General features: G+C 59.6%; 21 protein-coding genes. 7 read left to right on the forward strand and 14 right to left on the reverse strand.

Features of this window, described 5'->3' with window-relative positions:
* Positions 1–94: 94 nt before the first annotated feature.
* From AGR2A_RS23920 to AGR2A_RS23935, 4 genes are read right to left on the reverse strand one after another with little or no spacing between them, the layout of a single operon-like run.
* A complete protein-coding gene (locus tag AGR2A_RS23920; protein WP_080823391.1) occupies positions 95–883 on the reverse strand; it encodes a sugar phosphate isomerase/epimerase family protein in 789 nt (262 codons plus the stop codon).
* Entirely contained in the window at positions 880–1,896 is a 1,017-nt protein-coding gene (locus tag AGR2A_RS23925) for a hydroxyacid dehydrogenase (protein WP_072492954.1), read from the reverse strand. Before AGR2A_RS23925 ends, AGR2A_RS23920 begins: the two co-directional genes overlap by 4 nt.
* Positions 1,893–3,770 (reverse strand): DUF2264 domain-containing protein, encoded by a 1,878-nt coding sequence (locus AGR2A_RS23930; RefSeq protein ID WP_072492953.1) that lies wholly within the window; start codon positions 3,768–3,770, stop codon positions 1,893–1,895. Before AGR2A_RS23930 ends, AGR2A_RS23925 begins: the two co-directional genes overlap by 4 nt.
* Positions 3,763–4,827, reverse strand: coding sequence for a LacI family DNA-binding transcriptional regulator (locus AGR2A_RS23935; protein WP_072492952.1), 1,065 nt, complete (start codon positions 4,825–4,827; stop codon positions 3,763–3,765). The genes AGR2A_RS23930 and AGR2A_RS23935 overlap by 8 nt, the downstream gene beginning before the upstream one ends.
* Positions 4,828–4,939: 112 nt before the next feature.
* Here AGR2A_RS23935 and AGR2A_RS23940 point away from each other — a divergent pair, with 112 nt between their 5' ends.
* From AGR2A_RS23940 to AGR2A_RS23970, 7 genes are all read left to right on the forward strand, one after another.
* Positions 4,940–6,232: an ABC transporter substrate-binding protein gene (locus AGR2A_RS23940; RefSeq protein WP_072492951.1), complete on the forward strand. Its 1,293-nt coding sequence runs from the start codon at positions 4,940–4,942 to the stop codon at positions 6,230–6,232.
* Positions 6,233–6,413: 181 nt separating this feature from the next.
* Positions 6,414–7,343 carry an ArsR/SmtB family transcription factor gene (locus AGR2A_RS23945; protein ID WP_004444928.1) on the forward strand — a complete coding sequence of 310 codons (930 nt, stop codon included), beginning with the start codon at positions 6,414–6,416 and terminating at the stop codon, positions 7,341–7,343.
* A gap of 122 nt (positions 7,344–7,465) precedes the next feature.
* A complete protein-coding gene (locus tag AGR2A_RS23950) occupies positions 7,466–8,977 on the forward strand; it encodes an alpha-N-arabinofuranosidase (RefSeq protein ID WP_080823392.1) in 1,512 nt (503 codons plus the stop codon).
* A gap of 7 nt (positions 8,978–8,984) precedes the next feature.
* Complete coding sequence (locus AGR2A_RS23955; RefSeq protein ID WP_006700547.1) at positions 8,985–10,058, forward strand: ABC transporter ATP-binding protein; 1,074 nt, start codon at positions 8,985–8,987, stop codon at positions 10,056–10,058.
* A gap of 75 nt (positions 10,059–10,133) precedes the next feature.
* Positions 10,134–11,408, forward strand: coding sequence for an extracellular solute-binding protein (locus AGR2A_RS23960; RefSeq protein WP_022562625.1), 1,275 nt, complete (start codon positions 10,134–10,136; stop codon positions 11,406–11,408).
* Positions 11,409–11,474: 66 nt separating this feature from the next.
* Positions 11,475–12,359: a carbohydrate ABC transporter permease gene (locus AGR2A_RS23965; protein ID WP_072492950.1), complete on the forward strand. Its 885-nt coding sequence runs from the start codon at positions 11,475–11,477 to the stop codon at positions 12,357–12,359.
* The gene (locus tag AGR2A_RS23970; RefSeq protein ID WP_004444918.1) at positions 12,356–13,183 is read left to right on the forward strand and encodes a carbohydrate ABC transporter permease; all 828 of its coding nucleotides are present in this window, start codon (positions 12,356–12,358) and stop codon (positions 13,181–13,183) included. The genes AGR2A_RS23965 and AGR2A_RS23970 overlap by 4 nt, the downstream gene beginning before the upstream one ends.
* Before the next feature lie 12 nt (positions 13,184–13,195).
* Here AGR2A_RS23970 and AGR2A_RS23975 read toward each other — a convergent pair whose 3' ends face one another.
* The 10 genes from AGR2A_RS23975 to AGR2A_RS24020 form a co-directional block, all read right to left on the reverse strand.
* Complete coding sequence (locus tag AGR2A_RS23975; RefSeq protein WP_004444916.1) at positions 13,196–13,930, reverse strand: ABC transporter ATP-binding protein; 735 nt, start codon at positions 13,928–13,930, stop codon at positions 13,196–13,198.
* Positions 13,927–14,796 (reverse strand): ABC transporter permease, encoded by an 870-nt coding sequence (locus AGR2A_RS23980; protein ID WP_004444914.1) that lies wholly within the window; start codon positions 14,794–14,796, stop codon positions 13,927–13,929. Before AGR2A_RS23980 ends, AGR2A_RS23975 begins: the two co-directional genes overlap by 4 nt.
* On the reverse strand, positions 14,793–15,788 hold the full coding sequence (locus AGR2A_RS23985) for an aliphatic sulfonate ABC transporter substrate-binding protein (protein ID WP_072492949.1): 996 nt from the start codon (positions 15,786–15,788) through the stop codon (positions 14,793–14,795). Before AGR2A_RS23985 ends, AGR2A_RS23980 begins: the two co-directional genes overlap by 4 nt.
* A 151-nt stretch (positions 15,789–15,939) precedes the next feature.
* Positions 15,940–17,265: an LLM class flavin-dependent oxidoreductase gene (locus AGR2A_RS23990; RefSeq protein ID WP_022562620.1), complete on the reverse strand. Its 1,326-nt coding sequence runs from the start codon at positions 17,263–17,265 to the stop codon at positions 15,940–15,942.
* 300 nt (positions 17,266–17,565) lie between these two features.
* The gene (locus AGR2A_RS23995; RefSeq protein ID WP_072492948.1) at positions 17,566–18,687 is read right to left on the reverse strand and encodes a sn-glycerol-3-phosphate import ATP-binding protein UgpC; all 1,122 of its coding nucleotides are present in this window, start codon (positions 18,685–18,687) and stop codon (positions 17,566–17,568) included.
* Between the two features lie 33 nt (positions 18,688–18,720).
* A complete protein-coding gene (locus AGR2A_RS24000; protein ID WP_072492947.1) occupies positions 18,721–19,605 on the reverse strand; it encodes an ABC transporter permease subunit in 885 nt (294 codons plus the stop codon).
* A 7-nt stretch (positions 19,606–19,612) separates the two neighbouring features.
* Positions 19,613–20,503 carry a carbohydrate ABC transporter permease gene (locus AGR2A_RS24005; protein WP_004444905.1) on the reverse strand — a complete coding sequence of 297 codons (891 nt, stop codon included), beginning with the start codon at positions 20,501–20,503 and terminating at the stop codon, positions 19,613–19,615.
* Positions 20,504–20,582: 79 nt separating this feature from the next.
* A complete protein-coding gene (locus AGR2A_RS24010) occupies positions 20,583–21,926 on the reverse strand; it encodes an extracellular solute-binding protein (protein WP_004444904.1) in 1,344 nt (447 codons plus the stop codon).
* Positions 21,927–22,187: 261 nt separating this feature from the next.
* Positions 22,188–22,661, reverse strand: a complete 474-nt coding sequence (locus AGR2A_RS24015; protein WP_072492946.1) for a VOC family protein — start codon at positions 22,659–22,661, stop codon at positions 22,188–22,190.
* 126 nt (positions 22,662–22,787) lie between these two features.
* The gene (locus tag AGR2A_RS24020) at positions 22,788–23,378 is read right to left on the reverse strand and encodes a methyltransferase family protein (RefSeq protein ID WP_072492945.1); all 591 of its coding nucleotides are present in this window, start codon (positions 23,376–23,378) and stop codon (positions 22,788–22,790) included.
* Between the last annotated feature and the right edge of the window lie 218 nt (positions 23,379–23,596).

Below are 23,596 nucleotides of genomic sequence, written 5' to 3' on the forward strand. Positions count from 1 at the left end.
GGCTTGTCCCGAGGATGAAGAACGTGTTTGTTCCACATCATCAGGTTCCCGGCACGAGGCCGGGGGTGACGCCGCGTGTGAGGTTAATCGTGCGCTAATCGGCCACTCCGCGGCCAGCGAGTATCTTGCCTAGTGTCAGCGCGTCTTCCGCAAACTGGCCGATGTCATCACCCCTGACGAATTCCAGCATCGCATAGGCGGGTCTCGTCCATTCGCCCTCAGGCAAAGCCTTGATGCACGCCCGCCAGTAGTCTGCGCGGTTGGCAAGCGGCAGGCGGCTGGCGTCGGCGAGCCAGGCGAACACATGCAGATGGCAGATGCGTGGGCCGAGTGCGGATATTTCCGCGAGTGCCTCTTCCAGCGGCAGGCCCGGGGCGGGCTGCCAGTAGAAGAACAGGTTGGGCATCGGCAAATCCTGCGCCAGCTGCTGGGCGGAGGGGAGGGCGTCGGTCAGCGAATTCGGGTGGTATTCGAGACCGATTGTCATGCCGTAGTCTTCCGCTCGGTGAGCAATTGTCGCCAGCGCTTCCGTTGCCGCGCGGCGTTCCGCGGGTGTGTAATCGGCGGATGGACGTTTGCGTTGCCCCGGCCAGATACGGATATGCTGTGTGCCGAGCGCCCTTGCGGTTTCGAGCACACTGGTCACATCGTCAGGTGTGAAATCCGGCGCGAAGATATAGGAACCGTAGGACGAGACGGAGAGGCCCGCTTCTGCCGTCCGCGCAGCAACCTGCCGCGCATTTTCGAGGTCGCCCGGCGGGACATGGACATCCGCACCCCATTCGATTGCCCTGATGCCATTGCTGGCCGCAAGCTCTATCACGACCTGTGGCGTCAGGGAGCGGAAGGTGACGGAGCACAGGCCGGGTTCGAAAGGTCTCACGCGATCAGGTCCAGATGTTCGGGCCGCACCTGCTGCTGCAAAGGCACCGCGCAGCAGAAGCGTTCGATTTCGGCAATCGCCATGTCGCCGAGCCTCGCCCGTTCGAGACCGGTGGCGCCGGCAATATGCGGCGTCAGGAAGACGTTCGGCAGGCTGTAAAAGGGTGAGTCCGGCGGCGGCACTTCGGGATCGGTCACGTCGATGACGGCTTCGATGCGTCCGGTTTTCAGTTCGGCCAGAAGGGCGTCTTCATCCACAAGTGCGCCGCGCGCCGTGTTGATCAGGGTTGCGCCGTCCTTCATGCGAGCAAGCGCTGCCGCGCCAATCATGTGCCGCGTCTGCGGCAGGGAGGGCGCATGCAGGGAAATGACGTCGCTCGCCGCCATCAGCTCCTCGAGCGAGGCAAGACGGACGCCGAGCTTTTCCGCTTCCGCAGCACCGAGAAGCGGGTCGAAAAGCATGAGATTGAGATCGAAGGGCTGCAATAGACCAATGACGCGACGTCCGATGCGTGACGCGCCGACGATGCCGACCGTGAGGCCGAGATTGCCGATGGCCTGCGCCTGCAATCGCTCGACCGGGGCTCGGTCGCGATGCTCCAGATAAAGACGCCTGAAGCCGAAGGTCCGCTTGCCGGCCAGCAGGATCATCGCCAGCGAAAATTCTGCGACCGGCTGCGCATTCGCCTCTGCGGCGCTGCACACCGTAACGCCCCGATCGAACACCGCTTGCGACAGGAAATATTTTACCGTGCCGGCAGCATGGGAGATGAGCCTGAGGCGGGGCATCAGCGCCAGTTCCTGCTCGCCGATATCCGGACAGCCCCAGCCGGTCAGGAGGATATCCGTCTTCGCCAGCTGCTCTTCCACCGCGGGATCGTGGAAATCGCGGATTGTGCCTGTGTCGAGAATCTCGACCCTCTCTGACAACCTGTCGAGCGCCTGCGATGTCAGCACATGCTCGGTCCGTTCCGGGTCCATGGCTATGCTGAGACGCGGAATCGGGCTCGTCATTGCGGCTCTCCCCTGGCCGCCATGCTGCTGACCGGCACGCCCTCTCTCGCGAAGAGGCGATCAAGCGCCTCCAGGTCGGGAATGGCTGGAACCGAAGCCATTGCTTTCTCGCCTTCCGGGCCGCTCACCCCGGCAAAGACCGCGCAAATCAGAACGCTCTCGCCGGCAGCGATCTGGCCGCGCAATTGCGGCACGGTGGTCTTGGCGTTGATGAGATTTGTATTGGGCAGTGCCTTCAGCGCCACGCCGTGCCGGTCTATGCTCGAACCGAGATCGATGATTGCCGATATGTCAGTGCCACAATCCGTCGTCGCCCGTCCGGCCTCTTCGCTCATGGCGTCGCGGTCGCCATCGTTGCGGTTGATCGCAAAGCCACCTTCCGTAACCCAAAGGGAGCGGGCAGAGGTGATCCGGTGCAGTCTGATATGCCAGTCGCCAGCCGCAACCAGCGTGGTTTCAACGGCGACATCGGCAAACGGCTTCCATGTCGCCCGCAGGCTTGCTCCCGCCAGCAGAACCTTTTCGTTGGTCTCGCGCACGCGGTAATGTAGTCCGTCCTCGGAAAAGGCCAGCATATTGTCGAAACCGTTGGTCTTGAAGCCACGCTCGTCCACCTCCACGCCGAAGCCGTAGCGGGAGGAATAGGCGAATTTTGCGTATTTTTCCGGCCCGCCGCGCATGGAGAGATTTTCCTGGCCGCTGGAGAGCGCCGTGACGTTGCCTTTCGTCCGCATCATCACCATGCCGGGGTGAACAAGCGGCTTAGGGCTTGCGGACGGTTCGGGCAGCCTTTCCTCCGCTTGCCAGAAGGGATGACTTTCCGGCAGGGCGAGCGGCAGGAAAGCCTTGAAAGCCCAATAGGGCGAACCTGCAGAATTATAACTTTCCGACATGGTGAGCTGCGGATAGGCGTAACCGATGGAGAGCACGCCATCGCGATCGGCAATCGGCTTTTTGGCCCACCAGCGCAGATGCTGCAGATAAAGGCCCTTGATCTCGCCCCAGGGCAGCGCCTCCTCGTCGGCAAAGGCAAGGCCCGCCCAGAAACCGCCACAGGCAAAACGGTAGGTCATGGAGCGGCCGAAAGCCAGGGTTCCGCCATCCTCATCGAACCAGCTGGCAAAATCGCCAGCGAAAAGCCGTGCGCGTTGCCGGTAACGCTCGGCATAGGCGTCATCAGGCTTGCTGAGTTTCGCGTAAATCAGCCCGTAGAAATGCATGGCGAAGGCAATGTAGTGATCGATGCGGCGATAGTTGCCGTCGCGATACCAGCCGTCGGATATATAGAAATCGTCGAGCTCCTTCTGGAAGGTTTCGGTCAGGCTGCGATCGAATTCGATACCGAGATGATCCAGCGCCATGTCGACCATGACGCGAAAAAACTTCCAGTTATTATCGGCGTAACCGCGCTCACGGGCGGTCAGCAAATAGCGGCGCACATTGTCTTTCTGTGTATCGGACAGTGGTTCCCACAGATGCTGCGGCGCAAGCCGCAGTGCAAAACCGATTGCAGCGAGCTCCACCAGCCGCTGATCCTTCTGGCGCACATCACCCCAGTATTCAGGATGGGAAGGATCGGTGCCGTTGGCTATGCCCCGGGCGAGAAGCGGCCAATGGTCGAAACGATCGCCACTCAGCGCAAGTGGTGCGATGCCCCAGAGCGGTCGGGCAAAGCCTTCCAGATCGGCCGCCGCCCGGTCGAAGTGCGCGGCTGCTCCGCTGAGCGTCACCCTTGCGCCACCCTGCGAGAAATAGGGAAGAAGCGGCGCAAAGCTATCATCCAGCGCCCGCCGGACATCGGCGCGGCTTTTGAGCGGATTGCCGTGCAGCGGATTAAATCGCGCCATATGGGGTCTGCTCATGGTATCATGCATCGCGTGTCGCCTTTCCCGTCTTTTTCGCCTTGCCGGCTGTCTGTCCTTCCACCAGCTGCACGCCAAGTTGCACCTGACGGGCATTGGCGGAAGGCTCGGTCAGGCGCCGCCGCAGCAGGTCAACCGCTTCGCGCGCAATCTCGCGGCGATCGACCCGGATCGTGCTGAGACGTGGGGTAGAAAGTTCGGCAAAGGGCAGGTCATCGAAACCGATGATGGAAAGATCGTCGGGAACGCCGAGGCCCAGCTCCTGCGCTGCCCCGAGTGCGCCAAGGGCAATTGCGTCATTCATACAGAAAATGCCTGTCAGTTCAGGTTTTTTGGCCAGCAGCTGGCGAACCGCGTCGCCCGCCTGCCCGAAGCCGCTATCTGCCGTCGAAAGCAGGAACTCCTCATAGGTCGTTCCTTTTTCCTCAAGGATCGTATGGCGGAAGCCGCGCATACGCTCCCTGATAGTGTGGCGATGATGCGGACCGATATAGGCCACCTTGCGATGGCCGAGTTCCAGAAGCCGCCGGGCCGCCAGCGCGCCGCCGTAAAAATTGGAAGGCGAAACGCAATCGAGCATCATGGAGGGGTCAGCACTGTTGACAAGAACAGGTTGCAGTACGCCCTGCGTGATGCGGTGGATGATCTCCTCCTCGGGATCGAGCCCGATGGCCAGGAGGCCGTCCACCTCACAGACCCGCTGGATCAGGGAATCGTCGATCTGCTTCTGGTGCAATAGCCTGATGTCGAGTTCGAAACCGTCCGTCTGGGCGAGGCTGCGCAGCACGTCGAAAATATCGTGGTAAAAGGCGCCAATATCGCCCGTCGCCCTTTCCGCGGACATGAGCGCGAGGATTGTCTTGCCTTCCGGCTGTACACCGGCCGACTGGTTGGTCGCCGGTCGCAAGGGGTATCCGAGCTCCGCCGCAACTCCCAGAACCTTGGTCTGGATCGACGCGCTGATTCCTTTTTCCCCTGCGAGAACACGCGAGACTGTGCTGATGGAGACCCCGGCGCGCTGGGCGATATCCGACTGGCGCGGACGGCTGATGTCGGGCGTATCGTTCATATCGGCTCCTGCGCTTGCAAAAAAATCTGTTATGATGCAAATATTGCAAACAAAGAAAATTTGCAAGAATTTAAGTGATATCAGAAAAATTTGCACAACGCGGGAGGAGCAGATGCAAATGATTGATAGACGCGGGTTTTGGGTGACGGCGGCGCTGGCGAGCCTGGGTGCTGCGGCGGGCGGTTTTCGCGCGGCTGCGGCTGAAACCCGGCTTCGTTGCGTGTGGTGGGGATCTGCCGATCGCAGCAAGCGCACCAACGATGTGATCGCTCTTTACCAGAAGGCCAATCCGCAGACCGAGATCAGCGGGGAAATGATCGCCGGTTCCGATTACTGGACCAAGCTTGCGACATCGATGGCCGGGCGAAACGTCGCCGATATCTTCCAGCTTGAACCCTCCACCATCGCCGATTATTCGGGTCGAGGCGCCTGCATGGAGCTGGATCAGTTCGTCGGCAAGTCGCTTGATCTTTCCACCTTCGGCAAAAGCGAGATCGATCTCTGCCGTATCGACGGCAAGCTTTACGGCGTCGGCCTCGGGCTGAATTCCTTCTGCATGATGTATGAAGCCGACACGCTGAAAGAAGCGGGTGTTTCCGTTCCACAGGATCAGATCACCTGGAAGGCGCTTGCTGAACTGGCGCGCGATTTCAAGAAGAACGGCCCGGCGAAGCGCAACTATTGGGCCGTACCCTATGGCGCGCGTTATCATTATGTCTTCGATGTCTGGCTGCGCCAGCGCGGCAAGCTTCTGTTTCAGGACGGCACCATCGGCTTCAACAAGGAAGATGCCAAGGAATGGTTCGCCTATTGGGAGGACCTGCGCGAGAACAAGCTTTGCGTTTCCGCCGATATCCAGACGCGTGACGACAATACCATCGAATCCAACGCGCTGACGCTTGGCAATTCGGCCATTGGTTTTGCCTATTCCAACCAGCTTGTCGGTTACCAGAAACTCAACAAGCAAACGCTGTCCATCGGCATGCTGCCGGGTGAGGGGCCGGGCAAGCCGACCGGGCATTATTATCGGCCGGGCCTCATCTGGTCCATTTCGTCCACTTCGACCAACGCGGAAGCGGCGGCGAAATTCATCAACTTCTTCGTCAACGATCTGGAAGCAGGCAAGGTACTCGGCGTCGAGCGCGGCGTGCCGCCCGCCAAGGTTGTGCGCGAGGCATTGTTGCCGACGCTCAACGAGACCGAGCGCAAGACGGTGGATTACATTGAGAGCCTGTCGGGCAAGCTCGATCCCTATCCGGAGCCCGCCCCGATCGGCGCCAATGAGTTCGACCGCGGCGTGATGCGCCCCATCGCCGATTCGCTCGCCTTCGGCCGCGCCAGCGTGGATGAAGCAGCGCAAAATCTCGTCGACACCGGCACGCGGACCCTGCGCAAGCGCGGCTGACGACGAAAGGGCACCGCCGCGCGGTCTCGCAGCCGCGTGGCGATGCCTTTTTCATGAAGCGAGGGCGGTGAATCCCGCTTTCCGTCTTTTGGAAGCGCCTGCATGGCAAACAGCACTGGACAAGTGCATGGCATTTAAGCCAGAAATTCTGATCTGGATCGATAAATCTGAAGATTAGAATATGGCGCCCAATTTCCTTCTCGTTGATGCTGAAAAAGAATTCGATGTGCTGAAAGCGGCCGCATCGCTGATCCGCGTGCAGATATTGAAGCTCTTGCACGAGGCGAGCGGTCTCAATGTGAATGAAATCGCCCAGAGACTGGATCTGCCGCAGTCCACCGTGTCCGCAGGGGTGGCGGTTCTTGAGGAGGCGGGACTGCTGCGCACCGAGACGCGCAAGGCGCGCAAGGGCAGCCAGAAAATCTGCTTTGCCACCTGCGACGAACTCATCGTTTCCTTCCGGAAACCCGAAACCCCGGCGACCTCAAACTATATTGCCGTGGCGATGCCTCTCGGTCTTTACACGCAAAGTTCGGTGACGGCGCCCTGTGGCATCTGCTCGCCGGAGGGCATTATCGGGCTTCTGGATGTGCCCGATACGTTCATGGATCCGGACCGCATGAAGACGGCCTTGTTATGGCTGACATCGGGTTTCGTCGAGTATCAGTTCCCCAATAACGCCAAGATTCAGGGGCGGGAGGTCGAGGAAGTCGAGTTTTCCATGGAGGTCAGTTCCGAGGTTCCCGGAACCCACAGCAACTGGCCGTCGGACATCACCTTGTCCGTCAACGGCAGGGAAATCGGCGTCTGGACGTCGCCCGGCGATTTCGGAGACAAGCGGGGAACATTTACGCCGGACTGGTGGAAGCTGTCCGGTTCGCAATACGGTATGCTGAAAACATGGCGGATTACCGCCCAGGGAACCTTTGTGGATGGGACCCGGATTTCGGATGTGACGCTCGCGGATATCGATCTGACCAGCCACCGTTCCATCCGGCTGCGCATCGAGGTCAAGGCGGATGCGAAACATCCGGGCGGGCTGAACATATTTGGCCGCGGGTTCGGAAATTACGACCAGGACATCGTTCTGCGCCTGCGAACGGCTGCCTGATCCAGCAAATTTAATAAGTATGATTTTCGCGGTTGACAGGCGCGGATTCCCTCGGCAACTATATTATCAAATGTGGTTTATACCACATTTCACGATATAAATGCGCATGGGAGGAGAGCCTTATGAAAGCGCGGGTTTCAGTCCACCGGGACTTCCGGATTGGGCGTATCGACGATCGTCTTTATTCCGCCTTCATCGAACATATGGGGCGCGCCATATACGGCGGCATCTACGAGCCGGGCCATCCGCAAGCGGATGAAAACGGCTTTCGCAAGGACGTTCTGAAATTCGTGCAGGACCTGAAGATCCCGGCCATCCGTTATCCGGGCGGAAACTTCGTTTCGGCCTATCGCTGGGAAGACGGTATTGGGCCGCGCGACCAGCGTCCCATCCGTCTTGATCTCGCCTGGCGCTCCAAGGAAACCAACCAGATCGGCATCAATGAATTCGCCGACTGGGCGCAGATGGCCGGCATCGAGATGATGCTCGCCGTCAATCTCGGCTCCCGTGGTCTGGACGACGCCCGCAACTTCCTCGAATACGTCAACTTCCCCGGCGGTACGACGCTCAGCGATCTGCGCCGCAGCCATGGCGCCGAAAAACCGCATGGCGTGAAAATGTGGTGCCTTGGCAACGAAATGGACGGTCCCTGGCAGATCGGTCACAAAACGGCGGTGGAGTACGGGCGTCTCGCCAACGAAACCGCCAAGGCCGTCAAGGGTTTCGATCCGACTATTGAAGCAATCGTCTGCGGCAGCTCCAATGACGGCATGCCCACTTATCCCGAATGGGAGCGGGAAGTTCTCGAGGAGTGCTATGAAAATGTGGATCACATCTCGCTGCACAAATATTTCGGCAATAACAGCCGCGACACGCTGAATTATTTCGGCAAGATCGAGGAAACCGGGCGCTACATCCAGACGATTGCGGGCGTCATCGATTATGTGAAGGCGAAGAAGCGCGCCAAGAACGACGTCTCCATCTGCTTCGACGAATGGAACGTCTGGTATCACATCCGCGAAGAAGACGGCAAACGCATCAAGAGCTGGGACTGGCCGGAAGCGCCCGCGCTTCTCGAAGAGACATACAATTTCGAGGACGCGCTGTTCGTGGCGGGTCTGCTCAACGAGTTCATCCGCCGTTCGGATCGGGTCCGCATCGCCTGCATCGCGCAGCTCGTCAATGTCATCGCCCCCATCCGTGCCGAGAAGAACGGCCCGGCATGGCGTCAGACTATCTATTATCCATACCAGTTCGCTTCGCTTTATGGCCGTGGCGTCGCGCTGAATGTCGCCGTTGATTGCCCGACCTATGACTGCAATGCGGCCGATGATGTCAAATATCTCGATGTCGCCGGTGTCTATGACGAGGCGGAAGGCATGGTGACATTGTTCGTGTTGAACCGGCACTTGACCGAGGCCGCCGACCTCGATGTCAGCCTCACCGGTTTCTCGTCGGCCACGCTCGATCTGCATCTGGCCATGGCGGGATATGATCTGCGTGTCGGTAATGGCCCGGATCAGCCGGATCGTGTCGTGCCGGTGCCGGGCAGCGGTGTCGGCGTCGAAGACGGAGCGCTGAAGGGCTCCGTGCCGGCGCTGTCTTATCATGTGCTGCGTCTGAAGGTTCAGTGAGGCGGCCATGGGTGTCCGTCTCAACAATATTGCCAAGTCCTTCGGCTCCTTCGCGGCGATCCGGGATGTCTCGATGGACATCCCGACCGGCAGCTTCGCGGTCTTCGTCGGGCCTTCCGGCTGCGGAAAATCCACGCTGCTGCGGATGATTGCCGGTCTTGAAGAGACCAGTGGCGGACGCATAGCCATCGACGACCGTGATGTCACGGCCGTCGAGCCGGCGGATCGCGGCGTTGCGATGGTTTTCCAGAACTACGCCCTCTATCCGCATTTGACGGTGTTCGAGAACATGGCGTTCAGCCTGCGTCTTGCCCGCCGGCCGAAGGCGGAGGTGAATGAGAGGGTGGGCGAGGCGGCCCGCATCCTGCAGCTGGAAGATCATCTGCAGAAAAAGCCGTCGCAGCTTTCCGGTGGACAGCGCCAGCGCGTCGCCATCGGCCGCGCCATCGTTCGACAGCCGAAGGTCTTCCTGTTCGATGAGCCGCTTTCGAACCTCGATGCGGAGTTGCGCGTGCAGATGCGGCTGGAGCTGACCCGGCTTCACCGCAAGCTGGGTGCCACAATGATCTATGTCACCCATGATCAGGTGGAGGCCATGACGCTCGCGGACAAGATCTTCGTGTTGAAGGGCGGCGTCGTGCAGCAGGCGGGCGCTCCGCTCACCCTCTATGACGATCCTGATAACCGGTTCGTCGCGGGCTTCATCGGCTCACCGGCGATGAACTTCCTGCAGGCGGACGTCGTCGGACAGCACGAAGGCGTCGTGACGCTTTCGCCCGATGGCGGGCATGGACATATCGAGGCGCGGCTCTCGCAACCCGTCTCCGCCGGGCAGCGTGTCGAGATCGGGATCCGGCCCGAGCATCTGATCATAACACAGGACGGTGCCTTGCCGGTCGTCGTCGAGGTCGCGGAAGAGCTGGGCGACGTCTCCTACCTCTATACCCGCACCGGGGCCGGCAGGGAAATCATCGTGCAGCGCCAGGGCTCGCGCGAGAGCCTGGATGGCCGTCCGGTTTCGCTCACCGCCGCGCCCGACCACATCATGGTTTTCGACAGCGACGGCAGAAGGTTGCGATAGGCGCGAGGAGGCGCCTGTCGATACAGCAGACCATCCCCGATGGGGTGTTTTCAAAGAAAACGGGAGGAGTGAACGATGCGACTGATCAAGACATTGCTTGTTGGCACGGTTCTGGGTTTGACCGCCCTGCCGGCGCTGGCCAGACAGGATATCGTCTGGTGGGATTTCCTGTCCGGCGGTGACGGCGTGCGCATGAAGGCGCTGATCGATGCCTTCAACAAGGAACATCCTGATATTCAGGTGAAGGGAACGACGCTCGAATGGGGCGTGCCCTTCTATACCAAGGTACGGACCGCTTCTGCCGTCGGCGAAGGACCTGACGTCATGACCTATCACCTGTCCCGTGCGCCGCTGGCGCTGCAGGAGAAGGTGCTGAGCGAGATTACCGACAAGGATCTTGAGGATGCGGGCCTGAAGAAGGACGATTTCTTCAGTGCGCCGCTCGATGCGGCCACCCATGACGGCAAGCTTTATGCCGTGCCTTTCGATATTCACGCGCTGGTTCTCTATTATAATGCCGATCTTCTCAAAGGCTCGCCTTATATCGATGCCGAAGGCAAGCTGACCGGTATCAAGACGATAGACGACTTCGAGAAGGCGCTGGCCTGGGCCAAGGAAAAAGGCGTCGAAACGCCGGTCACGTATCAATCCGGCGGAGAAGCCGGTGTCTGGCGCGTCTTCTACACCTTGTTCTCGCAGCAGGGTGGTGAACTCGTCACCAATGGCGAGGTGCTAGCCGGCGACAATGCGGAGAAGGCCGCCAAGGCTATCGATACCATGTCGAAATGGCGCGAAAACGGCTGGGCGCCGGAGCAGGCGGAATATCCCGCTTCCGTCGCGCTCTTCTCCGCCGGAAAATCGGCCTTCCAGCTGAACGGCGTCTGGGAAGTGCCGACCTACAAGGACCTGGAAAAGAACAACAAGCTGGGCTTCAAATGGAGCGCGGTCGAGGTTCCGCCCTTCATGGGTAAACGCGCCACATGGGCGGATTCACACGCTTTTGCCATTCCCAACCAGGGTGACAAGACCGTTTCCGGCGAAAAACGCGCCGCGGTGATGAAGGTAATCGGCTGGATGGAAAAACACGCCATCAGCTGGGCCGATGCCGGCCATATCCCGGCCTATAAATCGATCACCGAGGGCAGCGATTACAAGGCGATGCAGCCGAACGCCACCTATGCGTCACTTGCGGAAGCAGCCGTGTTCGATCCGAAAACGACGATCACGGGTGTCGCTTCGCCTGCCTATGATGCCGCGCTCAACGTCATCGCTCCGGCCATTCAGGGCTTCATGAGCGGCACGGATGCGGTGGAGCAGATCAAGGAAGAGCTGCAGAGCAAGCTGAAGTGACAGGAACCGGCCCTCCGGTCTCTGGCCGGAGGCCGCCTGCAATGCGTGAAGTCCCGGAGACAGTCCATGGCTATGATTGAAAACCGGCGCAAGAAATCGCTGATCGCGCTGTCGATGGTGACGCCGTTCATCGTGGTCTTCGCCACCTTCTTCCTTTATCCGCTGATCGAGATGGTGCGCATGAGTTTCACCGATGCGCCCCTGATCGGTGATGGAAACTGGGTCGGGTTTGCAAACTACGCAAAGCTGCTGAGCGACCGCCTGTTTATCACGTCGCTGAAGAACAACGGTTATTTTGTGCTTCTAACCGTGGTCCCGACGACCGTCATCGCGCTGATGATCGCACTCGCCGTCAGCCGCCTCTCGGGCGTCAGGCAGACGGTTGCGATGAGCCTGTTTTTCTTGCCCTATGTCTTGCCTGTATCGGTCGTCACGGAAATCTGGACGTGGATGCTCGATCTTCAGTTCGGCATTCTTCAGCCGGTGATTTCCCTGTTTGCCGGAAAACCGGTCGCGGTCTTCAAGAATCCTGTTTGGGTCATGCCGATGGTCGCTGTCGTCACCATCTGGTGGACCAACGGTTTCAACGTATTGCTATTCATCGCGGGTCTTCGCAACATTCCGGCCGAGCTTTATGAGGCCGCCTCGCTCGATGGCGCAACGACGTGGCAACGCTTCTGGCGCGTGACCTGGCCGCTATTATGGCCCGTGACAGCCCTCGTGCTGACCCTTCAGTTGATCCTGCAACTGAAGATATTCGACCAGATCTATCTCCTGAGCGGCGGCGGCCCTTTCAACTCAAGCTTCGTGCTGCTTCTAAAGGTCTATCGTGAAGCCTTCCAGCTCAACAATGGCGGTTATGCCTCTGCCGTCGCCACCGTGCTGTTCCTGCTGATCGTCATCGTTTCCATTCTCCAGTTCCAGTTGCTGCGCATCCGGAGGAACTCATGAGCCTCACCAGAAGACTAGAAAACATCATCCTGACCGTGCTGACCTTCTCGGCGGCGCTGGTATGGATATTTCCGCTCTACTGGACCTTCGTCACCTCCATTCGCTCGGATGAGAATGTTGCAGGGAACACCTTGCTGATACCCGACGAGTTCCGGCTGAGCGCCTATGTGAACGCCATCTTCAATACGCAGTTGATGAACTGGTATATCAACTCGGTCGGCACGGCGGCGATCGTTACCGTGTCGGTGCTTCTTATCTCGATGTTGTGCGCCTATGCCCTCTCGCAGATACGGTTTCCGGGCCGACGCCTGCTCTATGGCATCGTGCTGGCGAGTTTCATGGTGCCGGCGCAGACGCTTGTCGTCACGCAGTTCATCCTGATGAAAAACCTTAACCTCATCAACACCTGGGCAGGCATCATCCTGCCGCAGTTAATCACGCCCATCGTCATCATCGTCTACAAGCAGTTCTTCGACAGCGTGCCGAAGGAGATGCGCGAGGCTGTGGTTCTGGATGGCGGCGGTGAGTATACGATCCTTTTCAAGGTCTACCTGCCGCTGAACTGGGGCATTACGACCGCCATGGCGATCGTGACATTCATCACGGTCTGGAACGCCTTCTTCTGGCCCTTCCTCGTCGTTACCTCGGAAAACATGATGACGATCCCGGTCGGCATCACCCAGGTCAATGACACATTCGGCGTTGCCTATGCACGGCTGATGGCCATCGCCATGCTTGCCGCGCTGCCGGTCATCATCGCCTACGTCATCTTCCAGCGGCGGGTAACGGAAGCCATCATGATCTCGTCCGGTGTGAAAGGGTGAGGGGGCGGACGATCAGATGACATGCGCCTTGTGCAGGGCTGTCAGCACGTCGTTCTTGAGGGTTGCCAGCCGGGGTGAGCGCCGGTCACGGGGGCGTGGCACGTCCACCTCGATCTCCTCCTGTATGCGACCGTCATGGGCACCCATCATGTAAATTCGGTCGCCGAGATAGAGAGCTTCATCGATATCGTGGGTGACGAGAAGGAATGAGATGCCGCGCTGTTCGACAAGCTTCAGAACAAGGTCCTGAAGCTTCATCCGCGTGAAGGCATCGACCGCGCTGAAGGGTTCATCCAGCAGCAGGATACGCGGTTGCGTATAGAGCGCCCGAGCGATGGCGACACGCTGCGCCATGCCGCCGGACAGCGCCTTTGGCAGCGCCGCGCCGTGGCCGCTGAGGCCTACGTCGTTGATCAGCCCTTCAACCCGCTGCACGTCGAATTTCTTGCCGGCCGCATAGCCGATATTTTCGGCAACCGTCAGCCAGGGCATCAGGCGGGGTTCCTGAAAGACGAAGGCGATCGGCGGCGTGTCCGTCGCTCCGTCTTCTTCCGCCGTGTTGATCGTCACTGCGCCGGCAAATCGCCTGTCCAGACCTGCGGCGATGCGCAGCAGCGTGCTCTTTCCGCAGCCGCTAGGCCCGAGAAGAACCGCCGCTTCGCCATCACCGAGCCCCAGATGAATGTCCTGAAGGACAACGGTATCGCCAAAGGCCTTTTCGCGTACGTCTACCTGAAGCAGGCTCATCGCAACCGCCCTCCTTCCTGCAGGGGATAGGTATCGCGCCAACGCAGGCAGCGTTCCTCGACGATCTTGAACAGGCTGTCGGATATCTTGCCGAGCACCGCAAGGCAGATGATGGCGATCATCACCAGATCGGGACGGGACAGTTCCCGCCCGTCGGAAAGCATGTAGCCGATCCCTTCGGATGCGGCCAGAAGCTCGGCTGCCACGACGCTCAGCCAGGCGAGGGACAGCCCGTAACGCAGGCCGGTGAAAAGATGAGGCAGGGAGGCCGGGATAAAAATTCGCCAGACCAGTACGGGCAGGGGCTGGCGATACATTTCGCCCACTTCCACAAGTTTGCGATCCACATTGCGGATGCCGGAGAACAGGTTGAGATAGACCGGGAAAAACGCGCTCTTGGCGATCAGGACGATTTTAGAGGTTTCGCCGATGCCGAACCAGATCATCAGCAGCGGCACCCAGGCGAGGCTCGGAACCGCGCGCAGGGCCTGAAACGTGGGCTCCAGATAACGCTCGGCGGCAACGACCAGCCCGACCAGCGATCCAACGATGACCGCAAGCACCGAGCCGATGACGAAGCCGACGAAAACGCGGGCGGTGCTTGCCGCGACATTGGTCCAGAGAGGTCCTTCAGCAAGCCGCAGAAACGTATCGTAGAGTTCCGATGGCGGCGGCAGCACATAAGGGCTCACCCAGCCCATGCGAACAAAAAGCTCGAGCAGCAGCAAAGACCCGACCGGCACGATCGCACCGCGCAGGTCGAACCGTGTGAAGAAAGCCCCCACCTTTTGCACAAGCGTCGATCGGGAAGGAGACTGTCTGGATGGCTGTCTCACGCGCTGAAATTCGCGCGGATGGGAATTCATGCGCCCAGCACCTTTTTCGCCGGAGCCGGGTCTATCAATGACGCAAGAACATTGTCGACATTGACGCCCGGACGCAGGACGTCGTCGCCAAGCAGCGGGGTAACGATACGGATCGAATTCAGCAGTTCTTCACCCGGGACGGGGTCGTTCCAGTCACGCTTGTTGATGGTAAGTTCCGTGATCTTGGGGTCGTTGCCCGTTACCTTCGTGACGAAATCGATGAATTCGCTGTTATTCTCGCGGATCCATTTCTGCGTCTGCACCCACACGCCGAGCAGACGCTCTACCGCGCGCGGATGTTTTGCCAGGAACGTCTCCGATACGCTGAAGACACTGCCGTCGCGCCAGCTACGCTCATCGAAAATTGCCCTGTCGCCGGCAAGCTCGGCCTGGGAGGTGTGCGGATCGATACCGACCCAAGCATCCACCTGTCCCTGCTGCAGCGCGTTGAACCCCTCGGGGTGCTGCAGGTTTACAACCTTCAGATCATCGACTGACAGCTTGTGTTGAGCAAGCGCGCGGACAAGGGTGAAATAGGGAGCCGTGCCCTTGGTGACGGCAATGGTCTTGCCCTTGAGATCGGCCACCGTCTTTACCGGCGAATCCGGACGCACCTGAATGATGGACGAACCGCCCCAGCTTGCTACATAGATGACTTTCAGCGGCACGCCATTGGCGCGGGCAAGAAAGGCCGAAAGCGCCGCGGAACCGGCGAAATCGGTCGAGCCGACCTTGAGGAACTCCAGCGAGTTGTTGCTGCCGCGCGATTGTACCCAGGTGATCTTGGTGCCGACGTCCTTGAACGCTTCCTCAAGCCAGCCCTTGTTCTTTATCAGCAGCGTATGGGACGAATAAAATCCCCAGTCCAGCTTCAGCTCTGCCGGAAATTCCGGCGTGCTCTGTGCCAGCGCACCGCGAGTTGCAAGCGGCGCGGCAAGCGCGCCGGCAATACCGAGCTTGAGGATATGGCGGCGGGAATGTTCGGCCTTCATTTAATTCACCTATTTTATGGATTTTATGTGCATAAAGGCTAAAGGCAGGGGTTTTTGTGGTCAATACGCACCTCTGGAACCCCATGCCAAACTTCGAAAGCGGCGTGGAAAATCTCCCTAATCCCGGAGGGATAGGCGCGACATCCCGTTATCAAGCAAAGAAGCGGTTGACCGGGCGGTGCAGTCCGAGATGATCGCGCAATGTCGGACCCTCATAGTCCGTTCGGAACAGTCCGCGCTTTTGCAGTTCCGGCACGACCAGCGTGGTGAAATCGTCAAGACCGGCGGGCAGGAAGGGGAAGGTGACGTTGAAGCCGTCCGAGCCTTCCTCATGCAGCCATTGTTCCATCTCGTCGGCGATGGTTTTCGGCGTGCCGACGAAGGCGAGCCCCGCATAGCCGCCCAGCCGCTGCGCGAGTTGACGCACCGTCAGCCCTTCGCTTCTGGCAAGTTCTATCACTCTTTCGCGGCTGGATTTGCTCGCATTCGTTTCCGGAATGTCGGGCAGCGGGGCGTCGGGATCGAAACCGGACACGTCGTGACCCAGCGCGATCGACAGCGATGCTATCGCGCTTTCATAGTGGACGAGGCTGTCGAGCCTGGCGCGCTTGGCTTTTGCCTCCTCGACCGTATCGCCGACAAGAACGAACGCGCCAGGCAGAATGACGATGCCATCACGCGACCGTCCGGCGGCGACCGTCCTGTCCTTTACGTCCTTGTAAAAGGCCTTGCCTGCTGCAAGGGTGGGTGTGGCCGCAAAGACCACCTCAGCGGTTTCGGCGGCGAGCTGGCGTCCGGGTTCGGATGCGCCGGCCTGAACGATGACCGGCCAGCCCTGCACCGGGCGGGCGATATTGAGCGGTCCGCGCACCGAAAATTCGGGGCCCCTGTGGTTCAGCACATGCATTTTTTCAGGGTCGAAGAACAGTCCGCTATCGACATCCCGAATGAAGGCATCGTCCGAAAATGAATCCCACAGCCCGGTGACGACATCATAGAACTCCCGCGCGCGGCCATAGCGCTCGGCGTGGTCGGGTTGATCATCTCGGCCAAAATTCCGGGCGGCGTCCGGGTTCGAGGTTGTGACGATGTTCCAGCCGGCGCGGCCATTGCTGAGGTGATCGAGAGAGGCAAAACGCCGGGCCACGTGATAGGGCTCGTCGAATGTGGTGGACGCGGTGGCGACGAGACCGATGCGCTGGGTGACGGCGGCCAGGGCGGAAAGAAGCGTGAAGGGCTCGAAGGAAGTAACGGTATGGCTGCGGCGCAGTGCCTCCGTGGGCATGTTCAGGACGGCGAGATGATCGGCCATGAAAAATGCGTCGAATTTCGCAGCTTCGAGCTGCTGCGCGAAACGCGCCAGATGGGCGAAATTGAAATTGGCGTCAGGAAAGGCGCCGGGATAACGCCATGCGCCCGTGTGGAGGCTGACGGGCCTCATAAAGGCGCCGAGATGCAGTTTGCGATCATTTGCCATTGGCTTTCACTCTCTTGTCGGTGTTTCGGCGCGGACGGCTCGCTGTCGCATCCGCTGGCGGGCGCAAGCCCGCTTCTTGCTTGCGGCGACGATATCCCCGTCAGAGAATTGGCGCGGCAAAGACTATTCCGATTATGATTTCCAAACCGAAAGATTTTTCCCGGGATCGCGTTTGCGACGATGCAACCGTCACTGCCGACCGGTTGTCGCGGGCTGGTAATATGTCTGCAACTTCGTATCGTCGTGTGAAGGTCCGGCAGGCGGCCTGCCACCGGACCTCTTTTTCGGTGCCGTCCGCGTTCAGACCGCCAGAAGCGCTTCGTTGCCCGTGCGGTGGGTCTCAATGGCGCTTTCCGTTTCGATACGCTTGCCGGTAGCCGGATCGAAGAAGTGCAACTGTGCGGCCGGCAGGCCGAGATGGATGCGCTGGCCGGGCTTCACGGCCAGGTCCTCGCCTATGGCAGCGGAGAATGTTTCGCCGGCAATCTCCGCGTGTACGATGCGGCCCGATCCCAGTTCTTCGACGAAATCGACGATGGCCGGCACGCCCTCGCCATCCGCGCTGACGAGGCATTGCTCCGGGCGGATGCCGACCGTTACGTCGCGGCCGCGCAGTTCCAGTGCGGTTTCGGGAAAGAGTTTCACCGGCGTGCCGGCCAGCATGACGGCGTGGGATTCCACTTCAACCCGGGTGGTGAACAGGTTCATGGCCGGCGAACCGATGAAGGATGCAACAAAGGTGCTGGCGGGACGATGATAGATATCGAGGGGATGACCGACCTGTTCGACGATACCCCTGTTCATCACGACCAGCCGGTCGGCCAGCGTCATGGCTTCCACCTGGTCGTGGGTGACGAAGACGGAGGTGGCGGACAGGCGCTGGTGCAGCTTGCGGATTTCGGCGCGCATGGTGACACGCAGCTTGGCGTCGAGATTGGAGAGCGGCTCATCGAACAGGAAGACCTGCGGCTCCCGAATGATTGCCCGGGCCATGGCCACACGCTGGCGCTGGCCGCCGGAAAGCGCAGCCGGCTTGCGTTCCAGATAATCGGAAAGGCCGACAATCTTCGCCGTTTCCTCGATCCTGCGCTGGCGCTCGGCCCTGGCGACGCCAGCGACTTTCAGCGCGTAGCCGATATTGCCGGCGACGGTCATGTGCGGATAGAGCGCGTAGTTCTGAAATACCATGGCGCATCCGCGCTCACGCGGCTCGAGCCTGTTGACTACGCGTCCGCCAATCGCGATCTCGCCGGAGGTGATGTCCTCCAGCCCGGCGATCATGCGCAGAAGGGTGGACTTTCCGCAGCCGGAGGGGCCGAGGATGACGACGAACTCGCCGGAGCCGAAAGTGAGATCCACGCCATGCAGCGTGGGGGTCTTGCCATAGGATTTGCGGAGCTGGCGGATATCGATCTGAGCCATGATGGGAACCTTGTTGTTAAAAGCCGCGCGTCGTCACTTTTCGGACGAAACGAGACCGCGGACGAACCAGCGTTGCAGGAAGGCGACAACGAGAAGCGGCGGTGTGATGATGATGAGGGAGCCGGCCAGTGTCACGTTCCAGTCCGGCGTGCCGTCTTCGGCGGGCAGAAGGGCGCGCAGCGACATCATCACCGTCTTGTAGGAAGGATCGGTGACCATCAATAACGGCCAGAGATACTGGTTCCAGGCATAAACGAACATGATGGTGGTGAGCGCCGCCATGTTGGTTCGGGAGAGCGGCAACAGCATTTCCACGAAGAAGCGGATTGGCCCCGATCCGTCCATGCGCGCCGCTTCAGCCAGTTCGTCGGGGATGGTCATGAAGAACTGGCGGTATAGAAAGGTGCCGGTGGCGGTTGCGACCAGCGGCAGGGTGAGGCCGACATAGGAATTCAGGAGGTTCCACTCCACTGAGACCTCAATTCCGAACCATCCGAGGATGGAGCGGAATGGCTGGAAAATATCCGCGGCCACCGAATAGGTCGGCACCACGCGCACTTCCAGCGGCAGCATGAGGGTGATGAACACCGTCCAGAAGAAGAGGTGCTTCAGCGGCGAGCGGAAGAACACGATGGCAAAGGCGGTAAAGGCCGAAAGGGCCACCTTGCCGATCGTGACCAGCGTGGCCATGATCATGCTGTTGAGAAGGGCGTTGCCGAGATTGGCGCGTTGCCAGGCGGTTTGGGCATTGGGGAGGAATTCGCCCTGTGGCAGAAAGCTGAACGGGATGCTGTTGACCTGAACGACAGACTGGCTGGCGCCGGCGATCACGACGAGCAGGGGACCGATGAGCAGAAGAAAACCGGCAATCATCAGCCCGTAGGTCAGGGCGTCAGCATAAGGGGTGCGCTGGATCATCGTCGCCTCACTTGTAATGGACCTGCCGCTCGACGAAGCGGAACTGGATGAAGGTGAAAATCATGATGAGGCCGATGAGGACGAGGCTCTGTGCCGAGGCGCCGGAATAGTTCAGCCCCTCGAACGCTTCGCTGACGATGCGGTAGACCATCACTTCGGTGGCGCGGTTGGGACCGCCCTCGGTGGTGGAGGCGACGATGCCGAACGTATCCGCGCCGACGAAACCCTCCGTCATCATGATGACGGTCAGGAAGAACAGGGTCGGTGCCAACAGCGGCACCTGAATGTCGATGGCGCGGCGGACGGGCCCGGAGCCATCCATGGCGGCTGCTTCCGTCAGCGCGCGCGGCACGGATTGCAGGCCGGCGAACAGGAAGATGAAGGTGTAACCCGCCCATTTCCAGATGAAGATGACGATGACGAGGATCAGCGCGTGCTCGCCATATTTTGCCGGGTTCCAGAAATCCGGCCACCAGGCGTTGAGCGAGGCGGCAAGCCCGCGTTCCGGCGAGAGGATGAAACGGAATGCCATGCCCGCCGCAGGCCCGGCGATGGCGTAAGGAAGAATATAGAGCACCCGGAAGAAGCCGGAGCCGGGAAGGGCGCGATCCACGCAAAGCGCAAGGACAAGGCCGATGAGAATGGTGAAGAACGGACCGGCGACGGCGAAGATCAGGCTGACGAGCACCGATTGCCAGTAAAGCGGATCGAAGAAGGTCTCCTTGAAATTGGCGAGCCCGACGAATTCCGCCGCACCGCCGAAGGGCGGTTCAAGTGTGAACGCCCAGTTGATGACCGCTGCCACAGGCCAATAAAAGAACAGAAAGATCAGCAGAAGCTGCGGCAGGGCGAACAGCACGGGTAACCACGTGCTCTTGAAGACGGCGCGCTTTTCCATTGAGTAACCGGCAAAAGTGGAGAACTGGACGGGCTTACCCGGGAGATCCCGCGGGCAAGCCCCTTCAAAACGGCAAAGCTTAGTTCAGCTTGGCGCCGGCATAGGTCTTTTCGAAGCGGCGCAGGCCGGCATTGGAGCGCTCGACGGCCTTGTCTAGTTCTCCCTGAACGTCGGCATTCTGCATGAAGATGGCTTCGAGTGCCGTGGAGACTTCCTTCCGGATCTGCGTGAAGTTGCCGAGACGGATGCCGCGCGTATATTCGGAAGGCGGCGTGAAGGTCAGGCTCTCGATTGCCTTTTCGCGACCCTTATAGGGTGCCTTGTCGTAGAAGCCGTTGGCCTTCATGGCGTCGAAGCCGGTCTTGGTGACCGGGATGTAACCGGTGACCGTGGACCACCACTGAACCATCTCCGGCTGGGCGATGAAGTTGAGGAATGCTGCCGCGCCCTTGTATTCCGCTTCCGGACGGCCGGCCATGACCCACAGGGAAGCGCCACCGACGAGTGAGTTCTGCCGCTGCGTGCCCTTCCAGACCGGCAGCATGGCCACGTCCCACTTCACGCCCTCAGGCATGCCTTTGCCCACGGTGCCGTGCCCGGCAATCGAAGACATGAACATCTGGCAGGTCTGCGAGGTGAATGCGGGCAGGATGTCCATGCCGAGCTGCTTCGTCTTGACGACGAACAGCTTCTCGTCCTGCATCTTTTTGAAGAATTTCACATGGTCGACGAACTTGGTCTTGTTGATCGTCAGTTCCGCGTCGAGGCCCTGATAGCCGTTGCCTTTGGTGGCGATCGGCTGGTTATGGATGGCGGAGAACTGTTCCATCAGCATCCAGGTGTCGAAGTTGAAGGCGAGCGGGCATTCGAAACCGGCGGCTTTCAGCTTCTTCGCGGCCTCTTCAACCTGTTCCCATGTATCGGGCTTGAAGGTGATGCCGGCTTTTTCGAACGCATCGACATTGTAATAGAAGACAGCGGTGGATGAATTGTAGGGGAAGGAGTTCAGCTCGCCCGCAGCCGTTGCATAATAATTGGCAATGCCCGGGAAATAATTGTCCCAGTCGATCTTGTAGCCATTGTCAGCCATCAGCTTTTTCGCGGGAACGAAAGCCTTGGACAGCATCATGTCCAGCGTGCCGGCGTCGTAAATCTGGGTGATCGCCGGCTGCTTCTTGGCGCGGTAGGCGGCGATGGTGTTCTGCAGCGTGGCGTCGTAATCGTTCTGAGACGTGCAGACGATCTCGAATTCAGCCTGGGATTCGTTGAACTTCTTGCAGGTGTCCTGAACGCGTTCGCCAAGATCACCGGAAAGGCCGTACCAGAATTCGAACTTGGTCTTTTCAGCGTGGGCAGCCGTGGCGCCGAAGGCGGCGGCAATGGCAACGCCGGCCATGAAAGAGGTCAGAGCGGAAGGTTTCATGAGTTGAGCCCCGTTGATGGAATGATGGCCTGATCGGCAGGGACGTCATGTCCTGAGCACGAAGCCACGGGCTCTGCTAACAGTCGTATTTGACGGATAGCTTACATTTTGTTGAACGTTTTATGATGACTTGCGGCGCAGCATCGTCGGCGCGGCGAAATACGATCGCTGGAAGCGCAATGCATGTATTTCTATTTAGACGTCAGTTATTTACGTGGAAAGCGGGCGTTCCGCTACCTGATGCTGAACCGTCTGTCTCCATCAACCCCGGCGTGCGGCTTCGATGGCGGCGACGTCGATTTTCTTCATATCCATCATCGCCGTGAAGGCTCGTCTGGCTTCTGCCCCGCCGGCAGCCATGGCATCCATCAGCACGCGCGGCGTGATCTGCCAGGAGATGCCCCATTTGTCCTTGCACCAGCCGCAGGCGCTTTCCTGTCCGCCATTGCCAACGATGGCGTTCCAGTAGCGGTCGGTTTCCTCCTGATCTTCAGTCGATATCTGGAATGAGAAAGCTTCGCTGTGCTTGAATTGCGGCCCACCATTGAGGCCGATGCAGGTTACGCCTGCGACAGTGAACTGCACCATGAGGACGTCCCCCTGCTTGCCGGAGGGATAGTCGCCGGGCGCGTGATACACTTTTATAACCTCACTATCGGGAAACGTGTCGGCATAAAAACGGGCTGCTGCCTCTGCGTCCTTGTCGTACCAGATACAGATCATGTTCTTTCGCATGGGTATGGTCCTCCGAGGTTGACGGCTTCCCCTTGCCGGCGGCAAATCATGGGCAGATTGACGGCTCCCCATCCGGCATAAAATGCAGCCGCAGCGCAAACGTTCCGAAACAATGCGTGACCAGTGTCAAAGCCAGCGTCTCACCCTGCGGCGATAGGCAACATAGGCCGGGCCAAGTTCCTTTGTCAGCACGCGCTCTTCAATGCTGACCTGCAGCATCACCGCGATGATGAGGACGATGGCGACGGTGAGCTGCAGAATGGAGGTGAACACCAGAACCAATCCCGCAAACAGCACAATCTGCCCGACGAAGACCGGGTTTCTTGACATGCTGAAAGGCCCGGTATCCACGATGGTTCCGAGATGGCCTTCGGCCGCGCCGATGCGCCACGATTTGCCCATGTAATGCTGCGCGTAGAGCGCGAGCGCACTTCCCGCCAGCGCCATAGCCACCCCAGCGAAGCGGATGGCTGCGCCGGTATAGTGTCGGTCCAGCAGCCAGCCGGCCTGTTGCGGTTCCAGCCAGAGGGTGAAAAGCGGCAGAAGCGCGCCGAGAAGAAACGCGACACGGAAAAGCGTGGCGGGAACGGTTTGCCTTTCGCGACCCTTGGCAAAAAGCCAGACCGGTTCGCCCGTGCGCTTCGCCAGCCGGGCCGTCAGCCATAAGAAGCCGCCGATATAGGTCCACACCGCAAGCACTGCCACAAGATCAATCATGTCTCCCCCAAATATATTGCCCAAGCCGGAAGCGGGCTCCCAACTCGGAACAAATGTATCAATGGAACTATTGCATCGTCGTGTCTTCGACTACGGGGACAGGTGTGAAATTTCAAAAAACGAACCAATGAATGGAAATTTCGCTAGAGTACGCAGGCGCATCGGACGAAAATAAAATTATCATTAAATATCAATTAATACTGAAATTATAATATGCA

The organism is Agrobacterium genomosp. 2 str. CFBP 5494, assembly GCF_900013495.1.
In the GTDB taxonomy this organism is placed as follows: Bacteria; Pseudomonadota; Alphaproteobacteria; order Rhizobiales; family Rhizobiaceae; genus Agrobacterium; species Agrobacterium pusense.